This window comes from Bremerella sp. JC817 (assembly GCF_040718835.1).
Classification (GTDB): Bacteria; Planctomycetota; Planctomycetia; order Pirellulales; family Pirellulaceae; genus Bremerella.
On record NZ_JBFEFG010000280.1, the window covers coordinates 1,023,562 to 1,044,702 of the forward strand.

A 21,141-nucleotide genomic window follows, 5' to 3' on the forward strand; every position below is an offset into this window, starting at 1 on the left:
AAATTTGATGCCAGCTATTGAGATTTATTCCAGTAGATCTTCACGTTATGCGTTTGGCGTCCAACCGCGACGATATCGGCCCGATTGTCTCCGTCCAGGTCGGCTACGGCCAGGTCCTCGATGGCAACCGCACCTGGGTCGATAACATACCGCTTGAACGAAGTCCCATCTGCCGCTGTCGGATCAAAAATTCTGAGACCGCGACGCGAGCTATCAGGCTGATCGTCCCGAACGCCAATCACCAGTTCTTCGTCCGCATCCCCATCAATATTGGCACACCAGACCGCATGACCCCAGCGAAGCTGGTCGTCCAGGACCTGGCGATGCCAAAGGCTACGAATCGGCTGGCCTTTCTCTTTCGTGTAGACAACCACCTGATTGCCGTGCCAAGGCTCGATCGTGGCGATATAGCGATCGCCGTTGGCCAGTTTACCAACCTTCACCTCGCTGGCACCGCGGCTGGGGCTCGAAATCTGGTCGCCGGAGCCGAGCTGGGTTTTCTTCCAGGTCCCGTCCTCTTGCAGCTCATGAAGATGGACACCTTCGTAGCTGGCCGAAATGATGTCGGTTTTGCCGTTGCCGGTGAAGTCGATCGGCAGGAAGTTGTGCATCACGTGCAGCGAGTTATCGATCATGTGGACTGGCCACGGATCGGTCTGCGGCTTCTCGGGGATTTCGAGAGCAAGCAGGCGAACCGGCTGCTCGGCGAAGTGCGGCGCGGTCGTGTTGGGGCCGAACAGAGGGCCGACGATCAGCTCAGGGCGTTCGTCGCCGATTACATTCGCAAACTTGATGCGATGTGTGCTGTGCTCGGTGCGGATCGGATACACGTTCCAGTGCTGGTCCTGGCTCCCGCTAGAGGTGATCCACTGGATGGTGCCACGCTCCGTTTTGCCACCTCCCCAGCCGGCTGCGACCGCGAAATCGAGCTTGCCGTCGCCATCGATATCGGCCGGAGCGAACGCCACGTTGTCGGCGTTGGTTTGGCCTGGGCCCAGGATCTGGTGCTCGGTCCAGGTTGGGTTTTCGAGCCAAACGATGCGCTGCTGATCGACGATGCAGATGTCGAGCTTGTCGTCGCCATTCATGTCGATCAGTCGAACCGCATAGCCGACGCCAAGCTCGGTATCGAGTTGCTGCGGTTCAAACTGGATCTCGCCCGCGAAGCTGTTGCCGGCGAGCAAAACTAGACAGGTGAAACAGGCAAGTGCGTTCCGCATGATGCGTTCTCGTTGAAGGCGAGGAAGTTGGGTTGGCCACGAGGGGTACTTCATCGTACCGCAACGGTTGCCTGGTTTCACCGAAAACTTCCGGCACGCTACGTCAGCAGCTTCTCGACGCGGGTGACCAGTTGCAGCGTCAATCCCCATGGGTCGCGGAGGAAGCAAACCAGGTCGCCGTTAGGCTGGGTGTTGATGGGGCCTTCTGCCTTGGCACCTGCTTCGATCAGACGGGTTCGATCTGACTCGATGTCGTCGCTGACGAAGGCGAGGTGGAAGTGGGCTGGCGGTACGGCCGATTGATCAGGCACGTCGAACTGCTCGTTGTGATAGATCTCGATCAGCATCTGCCCGCCGTCATCGGCCAGAAAGTGGGCGAAGGGTGGCTGCTTGCTGCCGCGCTGAATGGTCATGCCCAAGTGCACGACGTACCAGCGAGCCATCGCGACCGGGTCGGCAACTTGAAGGGCGAAGTGTTCGATTTTCATGGCGATATCTGCGGTGGGAGGGTAGCGATAAAAAAGGCCGCTGCCTGATTGCCAGACAGCGGCTCTTGAATTTCAACAAACCGGGCAGTCGATTAACGACGGGCCGCTTCGTGCTTCAGTGGCAACCAGGCGCCATCTTGCTGGCTGCTGGCGACACACTGCTGAATGAAGTACATCCCTTCGACACCATCGTGGATGTTCGGGTAGATGGTGTCCTTCTTCTCGAAGTCCTTGCCGGTCGCACGCAGGGCCATCGCATCGTAGGCAGCGCGATAGACGTTGGCGAAGGCTTCGAAGAAACCTTCTGGGTGACCCGAAGGAATGCGGCACGAAGCGTCGGCCAAGGGCTTCATGAACGAAGCACCTGGGGCACGGGTATAGATCTTGTGAGGCTCGCCATTCTGACGAACGATCATTTCGTTCGGGTTCTCTTGACGCCAGCTCAGGGCCGCCTTGGTGCCGTCGATTTCGATCGACAGATCGTTCTCGCGACCATGGCTGATCTGCGAAGCGGTCAGCGTGCAGAGGGCACCATTTTCGTAACGAATGACGGTGGTACCGTAGTCATCCAAGCGACGGCCTTCGACGAACGTGGCCAGGTTGGTGCTGACCTTGTCCGGCAGCAAACCGGTCATGAAGCGGCCGAGGTTGTAGGCGTGGGTACCGATGTCGCCATAAGCACCAGCGGCGCCGCTCTTGGCTGGGTCGCTACGCCAGGCGGCTTGCTTCTGTTCGGTGTCTTCCAGCTTGGTTCGCAGCCAGCCCTGGATGTACTGAACGCGGATCGCGTTGATCTCGCCCAGGTCACCATTGAGGATCATCTCGCGAGCCTGGCGAACCAGCGGATAGCCGGTGTAGTTGTGCGTGACGGCGAAGACGGCGCCCGACTTCTGCACGGTTTCGTACAGCTCTTCGGCCTGGGCTAAGTCCAAGGTCATCGGCTTGTCACACATCACGTTGAAACCCGCTTCCAAGGCAGCCTTGGCGACTGGGAAGTGCATGTGGTTCGGCGTGGCGACCGAGACGAAGTCGATCCGCTGATCTTCGGGCAGAGCGAGTTCTTTTTCGATCAGTTCCTGGTAGCTGGTGTAAGCGCGAGCTTCAGGAATGTCGTAGTCAGGAGCGGAAGCCTTGGCACGTTCCGGATTCGAGCTGAGGGCACCGGCGACCAGGGCGGCGCGGTTGTCCAGCACGGCGGCGGTGGCATGCACGCGGCCGATAAAGGCGCCAGAGCCACCACCGACAAGGGCCATGCGAAGTTTTCGATTCAAGTCACCGTTGGTAGCCATGGGGGCACGCTCCTCACAGAATGGGATGGGCTAAGCTTCGAGGTTAATCCGATAGGGAACGCTTGTTTTAACACACCTACGAGGGCGTGTCATTCAGGCGTCCCGGGCCCCCCTCGCTGTGGAACGATTCGCAGACGTCGTTATCACTTAGCAGCATCATTCCCCAGGCGGCCAAGCCCAGCGGCAGAACCAGGCACATCGCTGGATAGGTGAAGGGGATCATCGCCAGAATCATGCCGGTCCGTGCCGTCGAATAGCTACGGAACAAGCGGACTTCGTTCAACGCGAACAGCGTGACGATCTGAGCCCCCAGAATCACGATCGACCCGCACAAGGCAGCGATTCGTCCCAGGTTGTCCGAGGATTCGTCGATCAGGCGAATCAGCTGCATGGTCACGCTCAGGCCATTGAAGATCAAGAAGAGAAGGCCAATCGCGACCAGCACGATCGACAGCGTCGCCAAGGTCGAGCGCCGACGGCGGAGCATCGCTTGCCGCATCTCGACGGTATCGACCGGGGGCTCGGCGTGAGGCAGGGCGACAGGGTCGGCAGCGAAGGGATTGCTGCCGACGGCCGGCCCCGATTCAGAAGGTTCCCACCGCGATTCGGTCTTGCCGCTGATTCCCAGCGGATCGTCGGCATCTTCCAGCGGAGCGACCTGGTCGGGATCGATCAGTTGCACGCTGCCACTGAAGGGGACCTTGCAGATCGAATAGCACCCAGGGCAACGGGTTTTCTTGCCTTCCGATCCATCCGGGACATGGATGATCTTTCGGCAGATACCACATTGAAAACTGAGAGCCATACCGGTTCGTTCCGCTTCGATCGTTTAAGAGGCTTAAGGGAGGCGGAAGGCGGCCTTCACCGACTCGTTGCACATCACGACGATTCCCCAGATACCAAACGCCATCGCCAGGATACAGCCGCAACCGCCCGAGAACGGCGTCAGCGACAGCACGAACCCACACATCACCAGGCCATAAGTGCGGACCTGCATCGCGCGGACCATCGCCACGCACGTAAACAAGCTGAGCAGCGTTGGCAGGCCGAACATGATGCACAGCACCACGTATACGCCAACGCGTTCTTCCGGGTCGTTGATGCCGGCATCGTTCTCGACTTGCATCATCGAGGCGATCCACCAGACGATGTTCAGCAGCAGGCCCAGCACAGTCGAGACCAGCACGCCGATCGCTGGGCCAATCAGTTGGGCGCGAGCTGCCGATCGCGTGGCGGCTTGTTGGCCGTAAGCGTGGGAGTGGCTCGACGGGGAAGCGTAAGGATTGCGGGCAGGCGGTCCGAAAGGATCGTTCGTTTCGCCGAATGGATTGGAAGGAGCCGCGCCGCCGGTTGGCGACTTATCCTTTTCACTGCTGAGTGAATCCCACAGCGAGTCGCTTTTCTCGGACGAAGGCTCCGGCTTAGGTGGCGAGGCAGGGGGCAGTCCGCCTGCCGGAGCGTTGGGAATGACTTGGATTTCCTGGCACTGCGGGCACTTGGTCTTTTTTCCTTCGGTTCCGTCAGGAACGCGGATCGTACGCTGGCATTTGGAACAGGAAAAATCAATCGACATGGAAGCGAGCCCTTAGGTGCGAATTTGCCCACAGCGAGAACCTTTGTCCCGCTATCCGTTGAATTGCCTCTGAATACTGTTATCGGCCAGAAGCATCATTCCCCAAATGCTAATCGGTAGCGACACCACAAAACAACACGAGCAGGGAAGGGCGGCAATAATGAAGCCGGCCCATGCCAGGCCATAATTTTTGAGGTCGCGGGCCTGCAACAGTCCAAAACAACCGAACCCTTGCAGCCCAACCGCGAAGCCAAACGTGATCGCATAGGTGGCCAACGCGACGACGGTGTTGGCGCCCTGGGCTCCTTGGCCGTTGACCTGGATGACCATGGTGATCAGCGAGATGATATTGAACACGATCCCCAGCGCCAGCAGTCCCAGGCAAGTCAGGATCGGCGTTTGGAGCTTGCTCATCGCTTCCATGCGTGCCGAATTGGCGGCCGCCGTATTGCCTGGCGTTTGCGGAGCGGCATACGGATTATCGTGAGCCTGACTCGATTCTTCGGCGTAAGGATTGCGCGAAACGTTCTGGTTGGGGGGCGACATCGGCTGGAAGACATCGTCCAGCGGAGAACTTTTCGGCGGGGCAGGCTCTTCCAGCGAGTCTTTTAGCTTCAATTCGTCCGCTTCCGACGGAACCGGCTGGATTGCGTGGCACTTGGGGCACTTGGTCCGCTTGCCTTCGTTTCCGTCGGGAACACGAATCCTGTTTTTGCAGACAGCGCAATCGAAGTCGATCGGCATCGGGATATAGCTTTCTGGAAGCAAGCGGAGTGGAGATAAGCATGTCGCCAGACGACGCTGAACCAGTCTATTCCAATTTTTGCGGCTCCTCCAGCTTAGCGGCCCGACTTTTCCGCTTGTGGTGGGCAGTCAGCCCGAATCCCGATAGAGTGAAGGATCGGGCAAAACGGCAAACGGTCACAATCAGTCAAGCAAACACGGATGGAAAACCTGAGCATCGACGACGTTCTCGGCCCTCAGGGGCTGATTGCTCGGCGATTAAAGCAATACGAGGAACGCCCGGAGCAGATGGCCATGGCCAAGGCTGTCGGGACGGCGCTGGCCAAGAATCGGCATCTGGTGGTCGAAGCAGGCACCGGCGTCGGCAAAAGTTTTGCCTATCTGGTACCCTCCATTTTGTGGGCCTGTGGTCATCAAGGCAGCGGAGAGAAGTCGCGGCGGGTGGTGATCTCGACGCATACGATCAGCCTGCAAGAGCAGCTTCTGGAGAAGGACATCCCGCTGATCAACGCCTCGGTGCCGCTCGAGTTCACGGCCGTGCTGGCCAAGGGCCGGGGTAACTACGTCAGTCTGCGGCGGCTCGGTGCGGCCTCGCTGCGGAGTGCGAGCCTGTTCGACAAAGATGACGAGACCGCCCAACTGCGGACCCTCAAAGATTGGTCGAAGAAGTCGACCGACGGTTCGCTCAGCGATCTCGATTTTCGCCCGGCCGTTCGGGTCTGGGACGAGATCGCCAGCGACAGCGGCAACTGCCTTGGCCGAAAGTGTCCGAGCTACGACGACTGCTTCTATTACAAAGCACGTCGCCGGATGCAGAACGCTCAACTGCTGATCGTGAACCACGCGTTGTTCTTCAGCGACCTGGCACTTCGCCGCAGCGGTGTCAGCTTGTTGCCTTCGTACGACGCCGTCATCTTTGACGAAGCCCACACCCTGGAAGGTGTCGCCGGCGATCACCTCGGCATGTCGGTCACGTCGACCCAGGTCGATTTCGCATTGAACAAGCTGTTCAACGAGCGAACCCAGAAAGGCCTGCTGGTTCATCACGACTGCCGCGATGCAATGAACCAGGTTGTGCATACCCGGTATCGAGCGCAACAGTTCTTCGACGAACTGGATGCCTGGCTCGAAGAAAACCCGGGCGGCAATGGTCGCGTGAATGTGCCTGAGCTGATCCCGAACGTCCTTTCGCCGGCGATGGCCAAGTTGGCTTCGATGGTCAAGCAGGCAGGCGATCGGTTCGAGGAAGAAGGAACCCGGCAAGACTTCCATTCGCTGTCGGATCGCATCTTCCTGATGGCCGACTCGATCGAAGCCTGGCGGATGCAGAAGATGGAGCACACGGTCTATTGGGTCGAAAGCAGTCAGCAGCGAGGCCCTTATCGCCGCGTGAAGTTGTTCGCCACGCCGATCGAAGTGGGACCGGTGCTGCGAGAAGAGTTGTTCCAGAAGGTCGACAGCGTGATCTTGACCAGTGCCACGTTGTCTTCGTCCCCTGATCAAGGGTTCGACTTCTTCAAAGACCGCATCGGGATGACGCGCAACGAAGAGCTGACCGTCGGCAGTCCGTTCAACTATAAGAAGAACGTCAAGCTGGTGCTGGTCAAAGGGATGCCTGACCCCAGCAACCGCCGCGACTACGACCAGGCCCTGGGCGAGATGGTCAAACGCTACGTCGAGCAAACCCAGGGGCACGCCTTCGTGCTGTTTACCAGCTACGACATGCTGCGGAACTGCGCCTCTCGAGTGTCTCGCTGGATGGGGCAGAACGGGTACACGCTCTTCAGCCAGTCCGACGGCATGCCACGCGGGCAGATGGTGCAGAAGTTTAAAGAGACGCCTGGCTCGGTGTTGTTCGGGACCGATAGCTTCTGGCAGGGAGTCGACGTTCCGGGAGACGCCCTGCAGAACGTGATCATCACGAAGCTGCCGTTCAGCGTGCCAGATCATCCGCTGCTTCAGGCCCGCTTGAATCAAATCAAGCAGCGTGGCGGGCAACCCTTCTCGGAATATCAACTGCCAGAGGCCATCATCAAACTGCGGCAAGGCTTCGGCCGCCTCGTCCGCGGCCACACCGACAAAGGGATCGTCGTGATCCTGGACCCACGCGTGCAAACCAAAGGCTACGGCCGCGCGTTTCTCAAGTCGCTCCCCGACTGCGACATCGTCGAAGACAACTTCGCCGGCGCCGGCTCGGCCCGATCAGAGTGGGACGATTATTTTTAAGACAATTCGCTATGGATTGATTGTTTTCGAGCCGAGTCCGGGTGCGGTGAGTCCATCAGTCTAAATTCGGCCAAGGTAGCTGGTCCAAACTTTTGCCACACTCTGGTGGAGGGATGAAGTTGGCTTCGCGGAAGTGTTGAAGCATGGAGCCAAGTAGGCCTACGTCGTGTATCTCAACATCGTGCGAAAGTGCCACAGGCCAAAGCCAAACTCCGTCCGATTGAAATTCGCTTGCAGAGAGGCCAAGCCCACATATTTCGCAAGGAACATCAGGTATCGAACCGCAGATAACTATTGGGGATGCTTTCATATATGCCAGTGTTTTTCTTTTGGTCTCGGGATCCCACTCCATTCCCATGACATCGTCGAGGGTTATGGAAGAGCCATTGATCTCCCATGGATGAGTAGCAGTGGCAAAGAAGCCGTACCATTTGTGTGGCCAGTTATTTAATATGGTGGGAATCATCTTTTCTGTGTCTTTCTGACATCGTTGGGGCAGGCTAAATAATTAAGCACTGCATGGATGGTGTCCTTCCGGTTACGGGCGATTACGAAGCCAACGCTTGGAGTTTTAAGCGTGACTTCCTAGACGATTGCTTAGAGACGCCCACGATGACAATACTGACGAGTGACGGAAACTTGGTGCACCATGACTCCCAATAATTTGTGTCGTACTTTAATTGTCTATGGTTCGTATGCACCTGGTAATCCGAACCATCATTGCTTTGCGGATCTGCCGGGGACATGGCGCAAGGGCAAGATCCTTGCTCACATGCTTACGCGGCCGGACGGCATTGGTCCAGGGGAATGCGACGTCGTCGAGGCATGGACCATCGAGTTCGACGATTGCCATGCCGAGATGTTCACGCCCGGATGGGAAAATCAAAGGAAAAGCCTGCACCGTCGCTGGACTACTTTGGATGCCACTATGGGGCCCGCTTGGGCTCGTACTGAAAGAAGATGGTGGCCAGAGAACAGCGATCCCATGCCCTCCGATCCGGGCATGATCGTGGTGAACATCTATGTTCCCTTGGAGCACTTTCCGTATCTTGCATCGCAAAATGACATTCCGTCCCCGGACGACGAAGATGACATATTTGAATTGTGGCGGCAGCAGAAGGAGGGGGAGAAGGATTACGATTCAGGAGTATTCATCGGCCTGATCAAGGATTCTCTTCCAGCGGATTTGCCCGAGCAGTTCGGCGACCTGCCAAGAGGGGCGGAGTTTGTTTCACGCCTGTCCCGTTTCTTTGAAGATCACCTGCTAAGCAGCGGCAATTTGCTTTGCGGGGATGAAGATAGCTTTTATCTGTATGTTTGGCCCCTTCAACGCAATGCGCTTCCGCCGTCGCAACTAGTAGAACTCGCTCGGGCCGACATTGCGCAGCACGCCAATCTTCTGCGATCCAACGGCAGGGCAAAGGATGCGAATGCTCTCGCCGCGCTGAGGTTCGAGTTTGGTGAGCCTGTCGACGATAGTTCGTGGTCCCACGATGATCCAGGCGTGGAGGCTCTCGATAGTGCGGCTGACCTGTGTCTTGAGCTTGTGACGAGCGACGAGCCGTGGTTCTATTGTTTGTCGGAGGCGTGCTACGGCCTTGCGGCGAGCTTTGCTCTCCGTGATTGGCTCATGTCGGTTTGGTATCAAAGCGGATTTGACTTCACGCCTGCCTATCTGCTTTGGAAGGCTGGTGGAAAATATAGCCTGAAAGATGGCGTTTGCGTTGTCTACGAGGTAGAACGCAGACTGGGCTAATCGGTGCACAGCACGAGGGCTCTCTCTGGCAAGCAACGACCCGCTGCGATGGATCGTCTTCACAAATCTCGACCGCGACCATCAAACCGCGAAAAATTGTCGGCAGCCACATCGCTTCACGCGGATTCGCATCCTTTCTCTAGCAGGCTCCTGGCGATGGCCACTGTCATGAAACGATCCAGTTCTTGGTTGTTGTAAGCTCGACGGATCGCGGCGAGGTCTTGATGGGCATCGACAAACCTTGCATAGGTGCCGGACAGGAATGACTCCAGTATTTCTATCGATTCCTCCTCACGGAAGCGTGGATAGTCCAAGACCAAGGCACGCATCACGCGATCTCCCTCGTCCGGAAAGGCTTTCTCGACTCGGGCACGTAGGTGGCAGTGATTCTCTGCTGGGAATTGTTTGTCGTTGTCGAGTGCCCGCAAGAATAGAGAAGTGTTCATGTCATAGTACTCGCCATAGCCAGACTTTTTCAGCATGACGACATGAATGACATCATCCAGTGTTCGATGCCAGGTTGTCCTGGTCTTGGTGAAGTTGAGCCGTTTTAGTTGCGTCTTAAAGATGGGAACAACTTTGCTCTTCTCAAGCATGCGAAACAGGCCTTCAGGGTTGTGCTGAACATCTGCACTCACATCAAGCGTTCGGGCAGCTGGATGTTTCTAGCAGGTGGTCGACCAGCGGGGCGATGGCTGCGATGGCTTTCGCTTGGGAGTCGGCGAAGCGTTGGTCGCCGAATTCTTGGTATTCGATGTGGATCGTCTCGTGGCGGTCGACGCCGAGCAGGCGCGAGGCTTCGATGATGTGGGGATGCAGATGATTCTTGTGCGCAGCGTAGCTGCCGAGCAGGCCACCTTCGCCAGCGGCGGTCAGCATGACCAGGGTCTTGCCGCTTTGGACCGGCTCGATCGGCTCGTCGCCGCGGGCCAGGTCGAACGTGAAAGTCTTGTTAACTCGGATCACCTGGTCGAACCAGGCTTTCAGCGCCGCAGGCATGCCGTAGTTATACATCGGGGTCGCCACGACCAGGATGTCGGCCTGAAGGACCTCGGCGATCAGCTCGTCCGAGAGCTCGAGGGCCTGGTTCTCGGCTTCCGTCCTGGCTTCTGCCGGCTTGAAGGCGGCGGAGATCCAGCTTTCATCAACCGCCGGCGGGGGCGTGCTGCCGACGTCTCGGCGGACGATCGGGTCGCCGGGGGCCAGCGAGTTCCAGGCAGAAACGAACCTTTGGGCCAGATCTCGGCTGAGGGATCGGTTTTTTCGCGCACTGGCTTCGATCAACAGGATATGGCTCATGAGTGGGGCTCTTTTCCGCGAAAACTAACGATTGGAAGGGTTGTTTGTTTCGCCTTTCCGATGCCAGGGCAGGGGCGTCGGTTTCAAACTGGGCGATTACCGACGATTGCTGGCCATGCCCAGGTGGGGTTAGTTGACCCTGGCGTTTGTCCGGCTTACAGTAGATTTGCCTATCTACGGGCCCTTTTCTGGGTTCGAAGTCCACCTTGCAACCCTTTCTGAAAGCTGCGGTTAGCATCGATGTTGGCCAGCCGTGTGATTCCTTGTTTGGACGTGAACCAGGGTCGTGTCGTTAAAGGAACGAACTTCGTTCAACTTCGCGACGCCGGTGACCCGGTCGAAGTCGCTGCGCGCTACGAGCGTGAAGGGGCGGACGAACTGGTCTTTCTCGATATCACTGCCAGTCACGAACAGCGCGACATCATTCTGGATGTGGTGTCTCGGACGGCGGAAGTGGTCTTTATGCCGCTGACCGTTGGTGGTGGCATTCGGACGATGGAAGACATTCGCTCGCTGCTGAATGCTGGTGCCGACAAGGTTTCGATCAACTCGGCGGCCTGTAAAGATCCCGAGTTCGTGCGTCAGGCCGCCAAACGCTTTGGCAGCCAGTGCATTGTGGTGAACATCGATCCGAAGCGGGTGCAGAAAGATGGTCGCGAAGTGTGGGAGGTCCATATCAATGGCGGCCGCAAGCCAACCGGGTTGGAAGCGGTGAGTTGGGCCCAGCAGGTCGAAGAACTGGGAGCCGGCGAGATTGTGCTGACGAGCATGGATCGCGACGGAACCAAAGATGGCTACGACCTGGAAGTGACCCGAGCTGTCAGCGAAGCCGTGACCGTCCCGGTGGTGGCAAGTGGCGGAGCCGGTCACCCGGAACACCTGGCCGATGCAATCCAGCAAGGCAAAGCAGATGCGGCCTTGGCGGCGAGTATCTTCCACTTTGGCCAGTTCACGATTCAGGAAACCAAAGAATTGATGCGTGACCGAGGAATTTGTGTCAGGCTTTGATTCTGGGGTTGGTGCGAATCAAACTAAAGGGCTTGCCCTGCTTTTCAGGAACAGAGGGATAAAGAGTCATGGCTGAAATCGACGCAGCGATAGCCGAGAAGTTTCTCGGTGCGGATAAAGAATACGAAGTCGACAAGATCTTCCGGGCTCTGGTCAAGTTGGAAGGTTCCGACTTGCACATGAAGGTGGGGCGTCCACCGATTGTTCGCGTGAACGGCACGTTGCGGAACTTGAACCGGGGACCGGTCGAAGCCGAAGAAATGCTGCGGCTGCTGTGGCCTCTGTTGGACGAACGTAACAAGAAGATCTTCCAGGAAAATGGCGGGGCTGACTTTGCCCATACGGTCGACGTCGATGGCGAACGCTGGCGTTTCCGTGTGAACATGTTCACCCAACTGGGTAACGTCGGGCTGGTGGCTCGTCGTATTAACAACTGGATTCCGAACTTCGAAGGGCTGAACCTCCCACCGGTGATGGAAAGCCTTTGCAAGTTCGACCAGGGGATGGTGCTGCTGGCCGGGGTGACCGGTTCGGGTAAGTCGACCACCATTGCGTCGATGCTCAACTGGATCAACCGTCACTACTCGAAGCACATCCTGACGCTGGAAGACCCGATCGAATTTGTCTACACCGAAGACAAGTGCTTGATCAATCAGCGCGAGATCGGGCAGGACGTGAAGAACTTCGAGATCGCGATGGGGCACGCGGTGCGTGAAGACCCCGACATCATCCTCATCGGTGAAATGCGTGATCAGGAAACGTTCCTCACGGCCATTCACGCGGCGGAAACGGGTCACTTGGTGTTCGGAACGATCCACGCTTCGAGCTCCTCTAGCACCATCGGTCGTATTCTCGACTTGTTCCCCGAAGAAATGCATGGCTCGATCCGGAGTGCCATCGCGTTCAATATGAAGGGGATCGTCGCCCAGAAACTGCTCAAATCGATCAAGCCGGGCGTCGGCCGTGTGCCCACCGTCGAGATCATGACGATGAATCCAACCGTCCAGAAGCTGATTCTGGAAGGAAAAGACAGCAAGCTGCCTGACGCGATCCGCATCGGTAAAGACGACGGCATGCAAGACTTCACGATGAGCCTCAAGTCGTTGATCGACAAAGAACTGATCGATCGCGAAACCGCTTTCGCCGTGGCACCAAACGTCGAAGCGCTGAAGATGGCACTCAAAGGCATCAATGTGGCACAACCTGGGATGGTTTAATGCGAAGATTCGCTTTACTGGCTTTTTGCCTTCTTATGCTAGCGCTCGCTTTGAGTTGGGGCGGTTTCGAGCCCGAACTCTTGGCTCAAGAGAAAACCTCCGTCGCGACGCATCCAGAGAAATACAAGTTCGCCGAACAAGAGTACGACTACATCAGCCCATTGAAGCTGGTGCCAGTCTTTCTGCTCTTCTTCCTGTGGGTCTACACGACCGACTGGGTCGGCCAGGACTGTATCGATCGTAAGCTTTCGCAGCCGGCATGGGTGATGCCCAACACGTTGATCTTCGCGATCACGTTCTGGTGGCTATGCGCCTCGGTACCGTTCTTCATCGGCTATTTGCTGGCGATCGCGGCGTGGGGCGTACCGCTGATGTTGTACATCAAAACCCGCAACGCCCTGGTCGATCCGCACGAACGGGTCATGACCAAAGATCACATCCGCTTCGTCCTGGCCAAGATGTCTGGCGGCAAGATGGAAGCGGAAGTGAAAGATGCGTGGGCGGTTGGCCCGCAGATGGAAATCAAGGCGCTCGGCGCTCCCGACGAAAACAAGAACACCGAGAACTTGTACACGGCTCGCAAGATGCCGGATGCCTACGTCTGGGTGAAAGAGCTGATCGCCGAGATGGTCACGCGACGTGCCTTGAAGGTGATGATGGACTACACCAAAGACACGGTCGCCATGCGTTACCAGATCGATGGTGTCTGGCTGGCAGGCGAGAACCGCGATCGTGAATCGAGCGATCAGATGCTGGCCGTGCTCAAGCTGCTGTGCAACTTGAACCCGAACGAACGCCGCGCTCGCCAGGCCGGCGAGTTCTTCGTGAAGTACGACGGCAAGAAGTTCAACTGCGAGCTGATGTCGCAGGGAACGCAGACCGGCGAACGCGTCATCTTCCATGTGCCGGTTTCGCTCGGCAAGCTCGAAACGCTGGAAGACCTCGGCATGCGAGAAGCCATGATTCAGGAAGTGAAGGGGCTGATGGGCGAGCAGAACGGCTTGTTCGTCTTCGCCGCGCGTCCTGAAGGTGGTTTGACGACGCTGACCCGCGTCGGGCTTTCTTCCACCGACCGACTGATGCGTGACTTCGCCGGTATCGAAGCGAAGAGCTCGCGCGAACCGGAAATCATGAACGTCGCCCTCAAGATGTACGACACGGCCGCTGGCGACAAGCCGGAAGAGATGCTGGCCGGCGTGATCCGCAACCAGCCCGATGCCCTGGTCGTGCGGCGGATTGAAACCCCGGCGATCTTCAACGTCTTGCTGGAGCAAGCCAACGACAAGCGTATCTGTTTCACCAGCATCAACTCGAAAGAAGATGCGGCCGAAGCGGTTTTGCGGTTGTTGTCGCTGAAGGTGCCGGCCGACGAGTATGCCAAGGCGCTGCATGGCGTGCTGTACATGCGACTTTGCCGCCGACTGTGCAAAGGCTGCCGTGAAGAGTTTGAACCAAGCGTGCAGTTGCTCAAGCGATTGGGCATTCCGCCGAACAAGGTCGAGAAGTTCTACAAGACGCCCACGCCTCCGGGGCCTGATGATCCGAAGAAGCCGCCATGCGAGCTTTGCGGTGGCATCGGTTTCCACGGCCGCGTCGGCATCTTCGAGTTGATGAAGGTGAACGAAGGGGTTCGTCGCGCGATCGCCAAGACGCCTAAGCTGGAAGCGATTCGTGCCGCCTCGAAGCAGGCCGGCAACCATACGTTGCAGGAAGAAGCCATTCGGTTAGTGGCCAGCGGGGTGACCTCGCTGGAAGAGATCAGCCGCGTCTTCAAAGAGTAAGCGGTGTTATCGTTGGGAACGGCCGCTGCCGGCGTTCCCTTTCGCCTCTGCCGACTATCCATCCAAGAATCGACAACAATACCATGTACTCGTTTGTGTTCTTCTTTCTCCTGCCGATCGTGATCTTCGCGGTGGCGTGGAGTCAGTGCTTTTGGACGAACCTGATCAACGGTCTTTTGATTGTCTTGTCGAGTGCGTTGGCATTTAACTATGCCCAGTTGCTCGCCGACATGATCAACAAGCAAGCCCCAGAATGGAGCGCGTTCACCGAGTTCGGTGTGATGTGGTTGCTGTTCTGGATCATCTTCTCGTGCTCGAAGTTCCTGACGATGAGCTTGTCCAAGTACCCGGTGCGGTTTGGTGGCAAGCGTGACCCCTGGTTCGACTTCATCGGCTGCGTGTGGGTGATGAACCTGATGTACGGTTGGATCTGCTTCACCTTCTTCGCTTCGCCCATCGGCGACCCAGGCTTCATCAACATGATGGCCAGCCGCGGCACGCCAACCAACATGATGGGCATGATGTACGGTGCTTCCGTCATCGGTTTGCCATCGCACTTGGGGATGACCGGCAGCCAGCCGTTCGATCCAACGAAGTGGGCCAAAAGCCGCCTCGAGCGTGCCCGAGACGAAGTGAACAACGTCTCGAAATAAGTTTGCAGCTCGACGTTTCCTTTCTCTTTCGATACAAGTTTCATGACCGAGACCACCGAGCCATCGACCGAGTCCCGTTTTTCGGCTGAAAACGAAGACCTGCTAGAGTACCGCGAGCTAAGCCGACTGGCGATCGCCGCGATGGTGCTGGGGGTTCTCTCGGTGCTGTCGATCTTCACGCCAGTGCTGTGGATCTTGCCGGTCCTGGCCATCATCCTCGGCCTGGTCTCGTACTTTCAGATTGCCAAATCGGAAGTGCTGACCGGCAAAGGGATGGCACTCACCGGCATCGGCCTGGCCGCCATCTGGCTAGGTATCGGCGTCACCCAAGGCGTGGTTCGCGATCGGATCATGCGCGAGAACTCACGCGTGATGGCCCAGGCCTGGCTCGACTTGATGTTGGAAGGGAAGATCCTGGAATCGCATCAGTTGACCCTCTCGCCGAAAGGCCGCCAACCAGCGAGTGCTTCGCTGGAAGGGCACTATCAGAACGATCAGCTTCAGAAAGAAAGCCTCGAAGGTTTCAAGTCGCAAGAGTTCCTCGAACGGCTTCAAGACCGGACTGGCGGTCCGCTCGAATCGAAGTTCGTCGCCGACGAGCCGACCACGCATGACGAGTCGGTCTATTACGGTCGCCACTTGTTCGATGTGATCGACAAAGACTCCGGCGAACGTCTCTGGCAGGTGCAAGTCATGATGAAGCGTCAGGCCGGCTTCGGCGAAGAGCAGAACGTCTTCCACTGGGTCGCAGGTTCAATCTCGGTGACGGAAGTCTATCCGGCTGCCCGCAAGTAATCGCTCGGCAAGTTTCGTTGCCGAAGCGTTCGCACAAAAAAGGTCCGCTGCCAATCTTGGCGACGGACCTTGTTCGTTTCTTGAAGGAAGCTGCCTGCTTAGCTGAGAGCCGACTCGACGCTTGCCTTCATTTTGTCGAGACCTTCTTTGGCGACTTCCAACGCATCGCGCTTCCAGTACTCTGGGTTGAACAGCTCCAGCGAGAACACCCCGCTAAAGCCATTACCGACCAGCGTCTGGATCATCGACTTCAGCGGAGCGACGCCATCGCCAGGGAAGACGCGGGCACTGTCGTTGATCTTTTCACGGGGTGGCTCGGCCGGGTAATCGTTCATGTGGAAGACCGGGATCACGTGACCACTGATCGCTTCCAGTCCGCTGAACGAAGAACCGCCTTTGTAGATGTGATAGACGTCCGGCATCATGCAGGCACTCGGGTGATTCGCTTCGGTGACGACCATCGCGACTTCGCCCAGACGGTTCAGGTTCGTCGAGAAGCCCCACAGTTCGAGCTCGGGCACCACGCCGGCCGCGTCGCCGACTTGCAGCAGGGCGTTGTAGCGCTGGGCGACTTCCAGCAGATCGAGCTTGGGGCCATTGGTGGCACCAGCCGGAGGGGCCGCGATCCGCGTTCCACCGATGCTCGCCACCAGGTCCATGTCACGCTTGGCGGTCTCGAGGCCTGCCTTGCGCTTCTCGGGGTCGTCGACGATCCACTGGGCGAAGCCAATCGCGCTTTCGACCTTCAAGCCAAGGTCGGCGATCCGTTTGCCCAGGTCGTGCAGGCTCTTGCCGGAATCTTTGTAGTCCTGAATCTTCGAGATCCATGGCTCGATGCCGGTGTAGCCTGCCTTGGCGGCGATTTCGACCTCTTGTTCGATTGGCAGGTTCTGGCCGCGGATCGTGCTGGTGTTGAAGCAGTAGCGGAGCTTCGGAGTCGATTGGTCGGCGGCGGAAGCAGTCGTGTGGCCGATCAGCCCGGTGCCAAGTGTCGCGAACGCGGCTGCTCCGGACATAGAAAGTAGGTGTCGACGATCAATAAACGAGCTCATGGGCCGAAGTCCTCAGGTGGGAAGGAATATGCAGGTCGATTCATTGTGCTTGCCTTCAGGGTGCCACGCAACGGCGGAAAGTGCCAATTTCTCTCGGGAAAACGGCATGGTTGACGAGTTGGCAGTGGGGTATGATGCGACTGACAATCAGGTATTGCCCGTCTGAGATTTCTGTCGGTTTTACGCCGCATTTGGATACCCAAAGAGTAGCACCATGTTGGAAGCGTTGATTGCGGTCGTAGCCTTGGCGGCCATGGAAATCGTTCTTGGCATCGACAACATCGTGTTCATCGCGATCGTTTCGGCTCGGCTTCCGGAAGAACAACGTTCTGGGGCCCGCCGCTTGGGCCTACTGGCAGCTTTGGTTTCGCGCATTGTGCTGCTGTTCGGTATCTCGTGGATCATGAGCCTGGACGAGCCGTTCTTCTATTGGACGTCCGTGCTGGGCGATATCGAATACCTGCAGCATCACGAATCGATCAATGCGATCTCGGTCAAAGACCTGATCTTGCTGGTGGGTGGCTTGTTCCTGATCCGGCATAGTGTGATCGAAATTCACGAGAAGCTGGAAGGGGAAGAGCACGAAGATTCGCAGGAAGAGGTCAAGCACGCCACCTTTGGCCGCGTGATCTTCGAGATCATGTTCCTCGATATGATCTTCTCGCTTGATTCGGTGATCACCGCCGTCGGGATGGTGCAAAGCGAAGTGACCGCCTTCGGCATGACCTTCTCCGGGGTTTGGCTGATGGTGATTGCGGTGCTGATCTCGGTCGGTGTGATGATGACCTTCGCCAATCCTATTTCCGAGTTCGTCGAGAAGCACCCAACCATCAAGATGCTGGCCCTCAGCTTCCTGATCTTGATCGGCGTGATGCTGGTGGCCGAAGGGGCTGGCACGCACTTCGATAAGGGGTATGTCTACTTCGCGATGGCGTTTGCCCTGGTGGTCGAGTTCCTCAACTTGCGGATGCGAAGTGTCAGCCGCAAGCCGGTCGAACTCCGCCAAAAGAAGGGGGCTAGCGAAGTGGGGCCTGCGGAGGGCTCTTAATCGGACCTTCTACCCTGGATTTGGGGGTAATTTAAGGTCTCGCTCTGGCAAATCCACTTGGCCCTGGCCAAGCCGTTGCGGTAGAATGGAGGGAGCACGAAATTTCGTGTTCCCGCCTATTTTTTACCCCCACCTACCAGCAGCGTACGAATCTATGCGAATTATCGCGTTGTCACTGGTCGCTTCGGCGACGATGTGCCTGCCTGCCATCGCATTGGCCGAGACCAACTTCCCCCCTGAGCATGTCGAGTTCTTCGAGAAGTCGGTGCGCCCAGTGTTCATGAAGCATTGCGTCAGTTGCCACGGCCCCGAAAAGCAAGAGGCTGGCCTCCGACTCGATGCGCGCTCGGCGATCCTCAAAGGTTCCGACTCCGGCAAGGTGGTGGTAGAAGGCAAGCCAGACGACAGTGGTCTGGTGCAAGCCATCCGTTACGAAACCTACGAGATGCCGCCTGCTGCCCAGATGCCTGCCGAAGAAATCGCGGCGGTGGAAAAGTGGGTGAAGCTGGGGATGCCTTGGCCTGAAGAAGACGAGGCCCTGCAGCCGATGTCGTTCGACGATCGGTTGATCAACGACAAGCAGCATCATTGGTCGTTCCAGCCAATCCAAGATCCAGCCGCTCCGGAAGTCTCGGGCGATTGGGCTCACAACGAGATCGACCGCTTCGTGCAGAAGCGCCTGGCGGAAGCCGACCTGGCACCTTCCAAGATGGCCAGCCGTCCGACGTTGATCCGCCGTGCATCTTTCGACCTGACCGGCCTTCCGCCGACCCAGGCCGAAGTCGATGCGTTTGTGAACGACGAAAGCCCGGATGCCTTCGCCAAGGTGATTGATCGCTTGCTCGCTTCGCCGCAGTACGGTGTGAAGTGGGGACGCAACTGGCTGGACGTCGCCCGTTACTCCGATACCCGGGGTTACTTGAACGACGGCCAGGATCGCCGCTTCCCGTATGCCCACGCCTACCGCGACTATGTGATCGACTCGTTCAATCTTGATACGCCTTACGACGAATTCCTGAAGGAGCAGTTGGCTGCCGATTACTTCGCCGAAGAAGGGGACCGCCGCCTGGCAGGGCTCGGGCTGATTCGTATCGGTCGCCAGTTCCTCAAGCATCAAGACACCATCGACGACCGCATCGACGTCGTCACGCGTGGCGTGCTCGGTCTGACGGTCAGTTGTGCCCGTTGCCACGACCACAAGTACGACGCGATCAGCATGGCCGATTATTACGGCATGTATGGCATCTTCGATCAGATCAACGAAACGATGCCGCTGGTCGGTCCGATCGACGCCCATCCGCAGTATCCAGAGTTCAAGCAGAAGCTGGACGAACTGCAGAAGGAACTCGACGAGCACAACACCAAGGTCGAGACCGCCGTCCGGACCGAATCGACGACCAACTTCTTCGACTTCGTCGTTCGCGCCGTCTCGAAGAAGCAAGATGTCGAGATCGCCAAGTACGAGCAAAACGAACTCGATCAGAAGAGCGTGCGTCCGCACCTGGTGAACAAATGGAAGCAGTTTGCCGACCGCCTCTGGAAGCCAGAAGATCCGATCTGGGGGCCGCTGTGGAAGGCCCGCGACATGGGCGAAGAAGCGTATGCCGAGCAGCACGAAGCGCTGCTGGGTGAATGGACCGGCGAAGGAAGCAAGCTGAACGAAGCGATCCGCACCGCCCTGGCCGAGAAGCGTCCTGCGACGCTGCCAGCCCTGGTCGATACCTACGACGAACTGCTCAAGCCGCTGGGGCAAGCCTATCGCGAAGCTGGCTACAACAAAGATGCCGTCAAGCCGGAAGGCCCGACCGCCGAGATCGCCAAGTCGCTGCTGGGTCGGTTCTCGCCGATCGTGCTCGACGACAACGACGTTCGCCGGGCCGCCTATACCAGCGAGAACAACCACAAGAAGAAGCTGGAAGGCAAGATCCGCGGTCACGAGATCGACGCCGCCGGTTCCCCTCCACGAGCGATGGCGGTCGCCGAACGTGAGAACGTCAGCGATCCAGTCATCTATCTGCGCGGCGACCCAGGTCGACGTGGCGACAAGGTGAAGCGTCAGTTCGTTCGCGTGCTGGACGAATCGGAACCGCAGATTTACACCAACGGCAGTGGTCGTTTGGAATTGGCCGAAGACCTGGTCTCGGCCGACAACCCACTCACCTCGCGCGTCATCGCGAACCGAGTCTGGATGGGGCACTTCGATCAGCCGCTGGTGCTGACCCCTGGCGACTTTGGTGTTCGCAGCGATCCGCCTGCCAACCCACAGTTGCTGGACCACCTGGCCAGCTACTTGCAGAAGAACGATTGGTCACTGAAGAAGCTGCACAAGCACATCATGCTGTCGGCAACCTATCAGCAGTCAAGCGAAGACCGTCAGGATGCCCGGGCCAAAGATCCCGAGAACCGTTTGAACTGGAAGATGAACCGACGCCGGTTGACCTTCGAGGAAATGCGAGACGGCATGCTGTCGGTCAGTGGCAAGCTCGACGAGTCGCTCGGCGGCCGCGCGGTGAAGATCCTCGACGATCCGTTCCCGCCACGTCGCACGGTTTACGGGTTTGTCGATCGCCAGGACCTGCCGAACTTGTACCGGGCCTTCGACTATCCGAGCCCCGATGCCACCAGCCCGGAACGATCCAAGACGAGCGTTCCGCAGCAGGCGTTGTACTTGCTCAACAGTGCGTTCGTTCAGCGTCAGGCCGCAGCGTTGGCCAAAGACCTCGAAAAGAACGACCAGCTTGATAACCAGAAGAAGCTAGACCAGCTTTTCCATGCGGTGCTGCAGCGCGGACCGCGACCCGATGAAAACGAGTTGTTCCTGGCCTATGCCGAGAAAGCTCAGAACAATGGAGACTGGACCGCTTGGGACAACATTGCCCAGGTCTTGCTGGTTTCCAACGAGTTCATGTTTGTCGATTAACGTTCGCCGCGACGAAGGGTGCTCCTGCTGGCACCCATGCACCTTGTCAGCAGGCGACACCGCAATTGAAAT

General features: G+C 57.9%; 18 protein-coding genes. 9 read left to right on the forward strand and 9 right to left on the reverse strand.

Annotation, left to right across the window (positions count from 1 at the left end):
- Positions 1 to 14 precede the first annotated feature (14 nt).
- The 6 genes from AB1L30_RS22580 to AB1L30_RS22605 all read right to left on the reverse strand — a co-directional run bounded on the left by AB1L30_RS22580 (position 15) and on the right by AB1L30_RS22605 (position 5,314).
- A complete protein-coding gene (locus tag AB1L30_RS22580; RefSeq protein WP_367016226.1) occupies positions 15 to 1,220 on the reverse strand; it encodes a VCBS repeat-containing protein in 1,206 nt (401 codons plus the stop codon).
- Positions 1,221 to 1,318: 98 nt separating this feature from the next.
- Positions 1,319 to 1,708, reverse strand: a complete 390-nt coding sequence (locus AB1L30_RS22585) for a VOC family protein (protein WP_367016228.1) — start codon at positions 1,706 to 1,708, stop codon at positions 1,319 to 1,321.
- A 92-nt stretch (positions 1,709 to 1,800) separates the two neighbouring features.
- Positions 1,801 to 2,997 (reverse strand): Gfo/Idh/MocA family oxidoreductase, encoded by a 1,197-nt coding sequence (locus AB1L30_RS22590; RefSeq protein WP_367016230.1) that lies wholly within the window; start codon positions 2,995 to 2,997, stop codon positions 1,801 to 1,803.
- 76 nt (positions 2,998 to 3,073) lie between these two features.
- Positions 3,074 to 3,802, reverse strand: a complete 729-nt coding sequence (locus AB1L30_RS22595; RefSeq protein WP_367016233.1) for a hypothetical protein — start codon at positions 3,800 to 3,802, stop codon at positions 3,074 to 3,076.
- Between the two features lie 33 nt (positions 3,803 to 3,835).
- Complete coding sequence (locus AB1L30_RS22600; protein ID WP_367016234.1) at positions 3,836 to 4,570, reverse strand: hypothetical protein; 735 nt, start codon at positions 4,568 to 4,570, stop codon at positions 3,836 to 3,838.
- Between the two features lie 51 nt (positions 4,571 to 4,621).
- On the reverse strand, positions 4,622 to 5,314 hold the full coding sequence (locus tag AB1L30_RS22605; RefSeq protein WP_367016236.1) for a hypothetical protein: 693 nt from the start codon (positions 5,312 to 5,314) through the stop codon (positions 4,622 to 4,624).
- 201 nt (positions 5,315 to 5,515) lie between these two features.
- Between AB1L30_RS22605 and AB1L30_RS22610 the strand changes: the two genes are divergently transcribed.
- A complete protein-coding gene (locus AB1L30_RS22610) occupies positions 5,516 to 7,540 on the forward strand; it encodes a helicase C-terminal domain-containing protein (RefSeq protein ID WP_367016238.1) in 2,025 nt (674 codons plus the stop codon).
- A gap of 649 nt (positions 7,541 to 8,189) precedes the next feature.
- Positions 8,190 to 9,296, forward strand: a complete 1,107-nt coding sequence (locus AB1L30_RS22615; protein ID WP_367016240.1) for a hypothetical protein — start codon at positions 8,190 to 8,192, stop codon at positions 9,294 to 9,296.
- Between the two features lie 116 nt (positions 9,297 to 9,412).
- Here the strand turns inward: AB1L30_RS22615 and AB1L30_RS22620 are convergent, their stop codons facing one another.
- A complete protein-coding gene (locus tag AB1L30_RS22620) occupies positions 9,413 to 9,934 on the reverse strand; it encodes a DUF4304 domain-containing protein (protein WP_367016242.1) in 522 nt (173 codons plus the stop codon).
- Between the two features lies 1 nt (position 9,935).
- Complete coding sequence (locus AB1L30_RS22625; protein ID WP_367016244.1) at positions 9,936 to 10,595, reverse strand: NAD(P)H-dependent oxidoreductase; 660 nt, start codon at positions 10,593 to 10,595, stop codon at positions 9,936 to 9,938.
- 240 nt (positions 10,596 to 10,835) lie between these two features.
- Between AB1L30_RS22625 and hisF the strand changes: the two genes are divergently transcribed.
- The 5 genes from hisF (at position 10,836) to AB1L30_RS22650 (ending at position 16,049) form a co-directional block, all read left to right on the forward strand.
- The gene (gene hisF / locus AB1L30_RS22630; protein ID WP_345088453.1) at positions 10,836 to 11,603 is read left to right on the forward strand and encodes an imidazole glycerol phosphate synthase subunit HisF; all 768 of its coding nucleotides are present in this window, start codon (positions 10,836 to 10,838) and stop codon (positions 11,601 to 11,603) included.
- Between the two features lie 68 nt (positions 11,604 to 11,671).
- Positions 11,672 to 12,820: a PilT/PilU family type 4a pilus ATPase gene (locus AB1L30_RS22635; RefSeq protein ID WP_367016245.1), complete on the forward strand. Its 1,149-nt coding sequence runs from the start codon at positions 11,672 to 11,674 to the stop codon at positions 12,818 to 12,820.
- Positions 12,821 to 12,900: 80 nt separating this feature from the next.
- Entirely contained in the window at positions 12,901 to 14,601 is a 1,701-nt protein-coding gene (locus AB1L30_RS22640) for an ATPase, T2SS/T4P/T4SS family (RefSeq protein WP_367016247.1), read from the forward strand.
- 83 nt (positions 14,602 to 14,684) lie between these two features.
- Positions 14,685 to 15,254 carry a hypothetical protein gene (locus AB1L30_RS22645; RefSeq protein WP_367016249.1) on the forward strand — a complete coding sequence of 190 codons (570 nt, stop codon included), beginning with the start codon at positions 14,685 to 14,687 and terminating at the stop codon, positions 15,252 to 15,254.
- A 42-nt stretch (positions 15,255 to 15,296) separates the two neighbouring features.
- Entirely contained in the window at positions 15,297 to 16,049 is a 753-nt protein-coding gene (locus AB1L30_RS22650) for a DUF4190 domain-containing protein (protein ID WP_367016251.1), read from the forward strand.
- 98 nt (positions 16,050 to 16,147) lie between these two features.
- Here the strand turns inward: AB1L30_RS22650 and AB1L30_RS22655 are convergent, their stop codons facing one another.
- Entirely contained in the window at positions 16,148 to 17,101 is a 954-nt protein-coding gene (locus AB1L30_RS22655; RefSeq protein WP_367016253.1) for a sugar phosphate isomerase/epimerase, read from the reverse strand.
- Between the two features lie 214 nt (positions 17,102 to 17,315).
- Here AB1L30_RS22655 and AB1L30_RS22660 point away from each other — a divergent pair, with 214 nt between their 5' ends.
- Together AB1L30_RS22660 and AB1L30_RS22665 are read left to right on the forward strand one after the other, a co-directional pair.
- Complete coding sequence (locus AB1L30_RS22660) at positions 17,316 to 18,149, forward strand: TerC family protein (protein ID WP_367016255.1); 834 nt, start codon at positions 17,316 to 17,318, stop codon at positions 18,147 to 18,149.
- 154 nt (positions 18,150 to 18,303) lie between these two features.
- Positions 18,304 to 21,069, forward strand: a complete 2,766-nt coding sequence (locus AB1L30_RS22665) for a PSD1 and planctomycete cytochrome C domain-containing protein (protein WP_367016257.1) — start codon at positions 18,304 to 18,306, stop codon at positions 21,067 to 21,069.
- Positions 21,070 to 21,141: the final 72 nt, after the last annotated feature.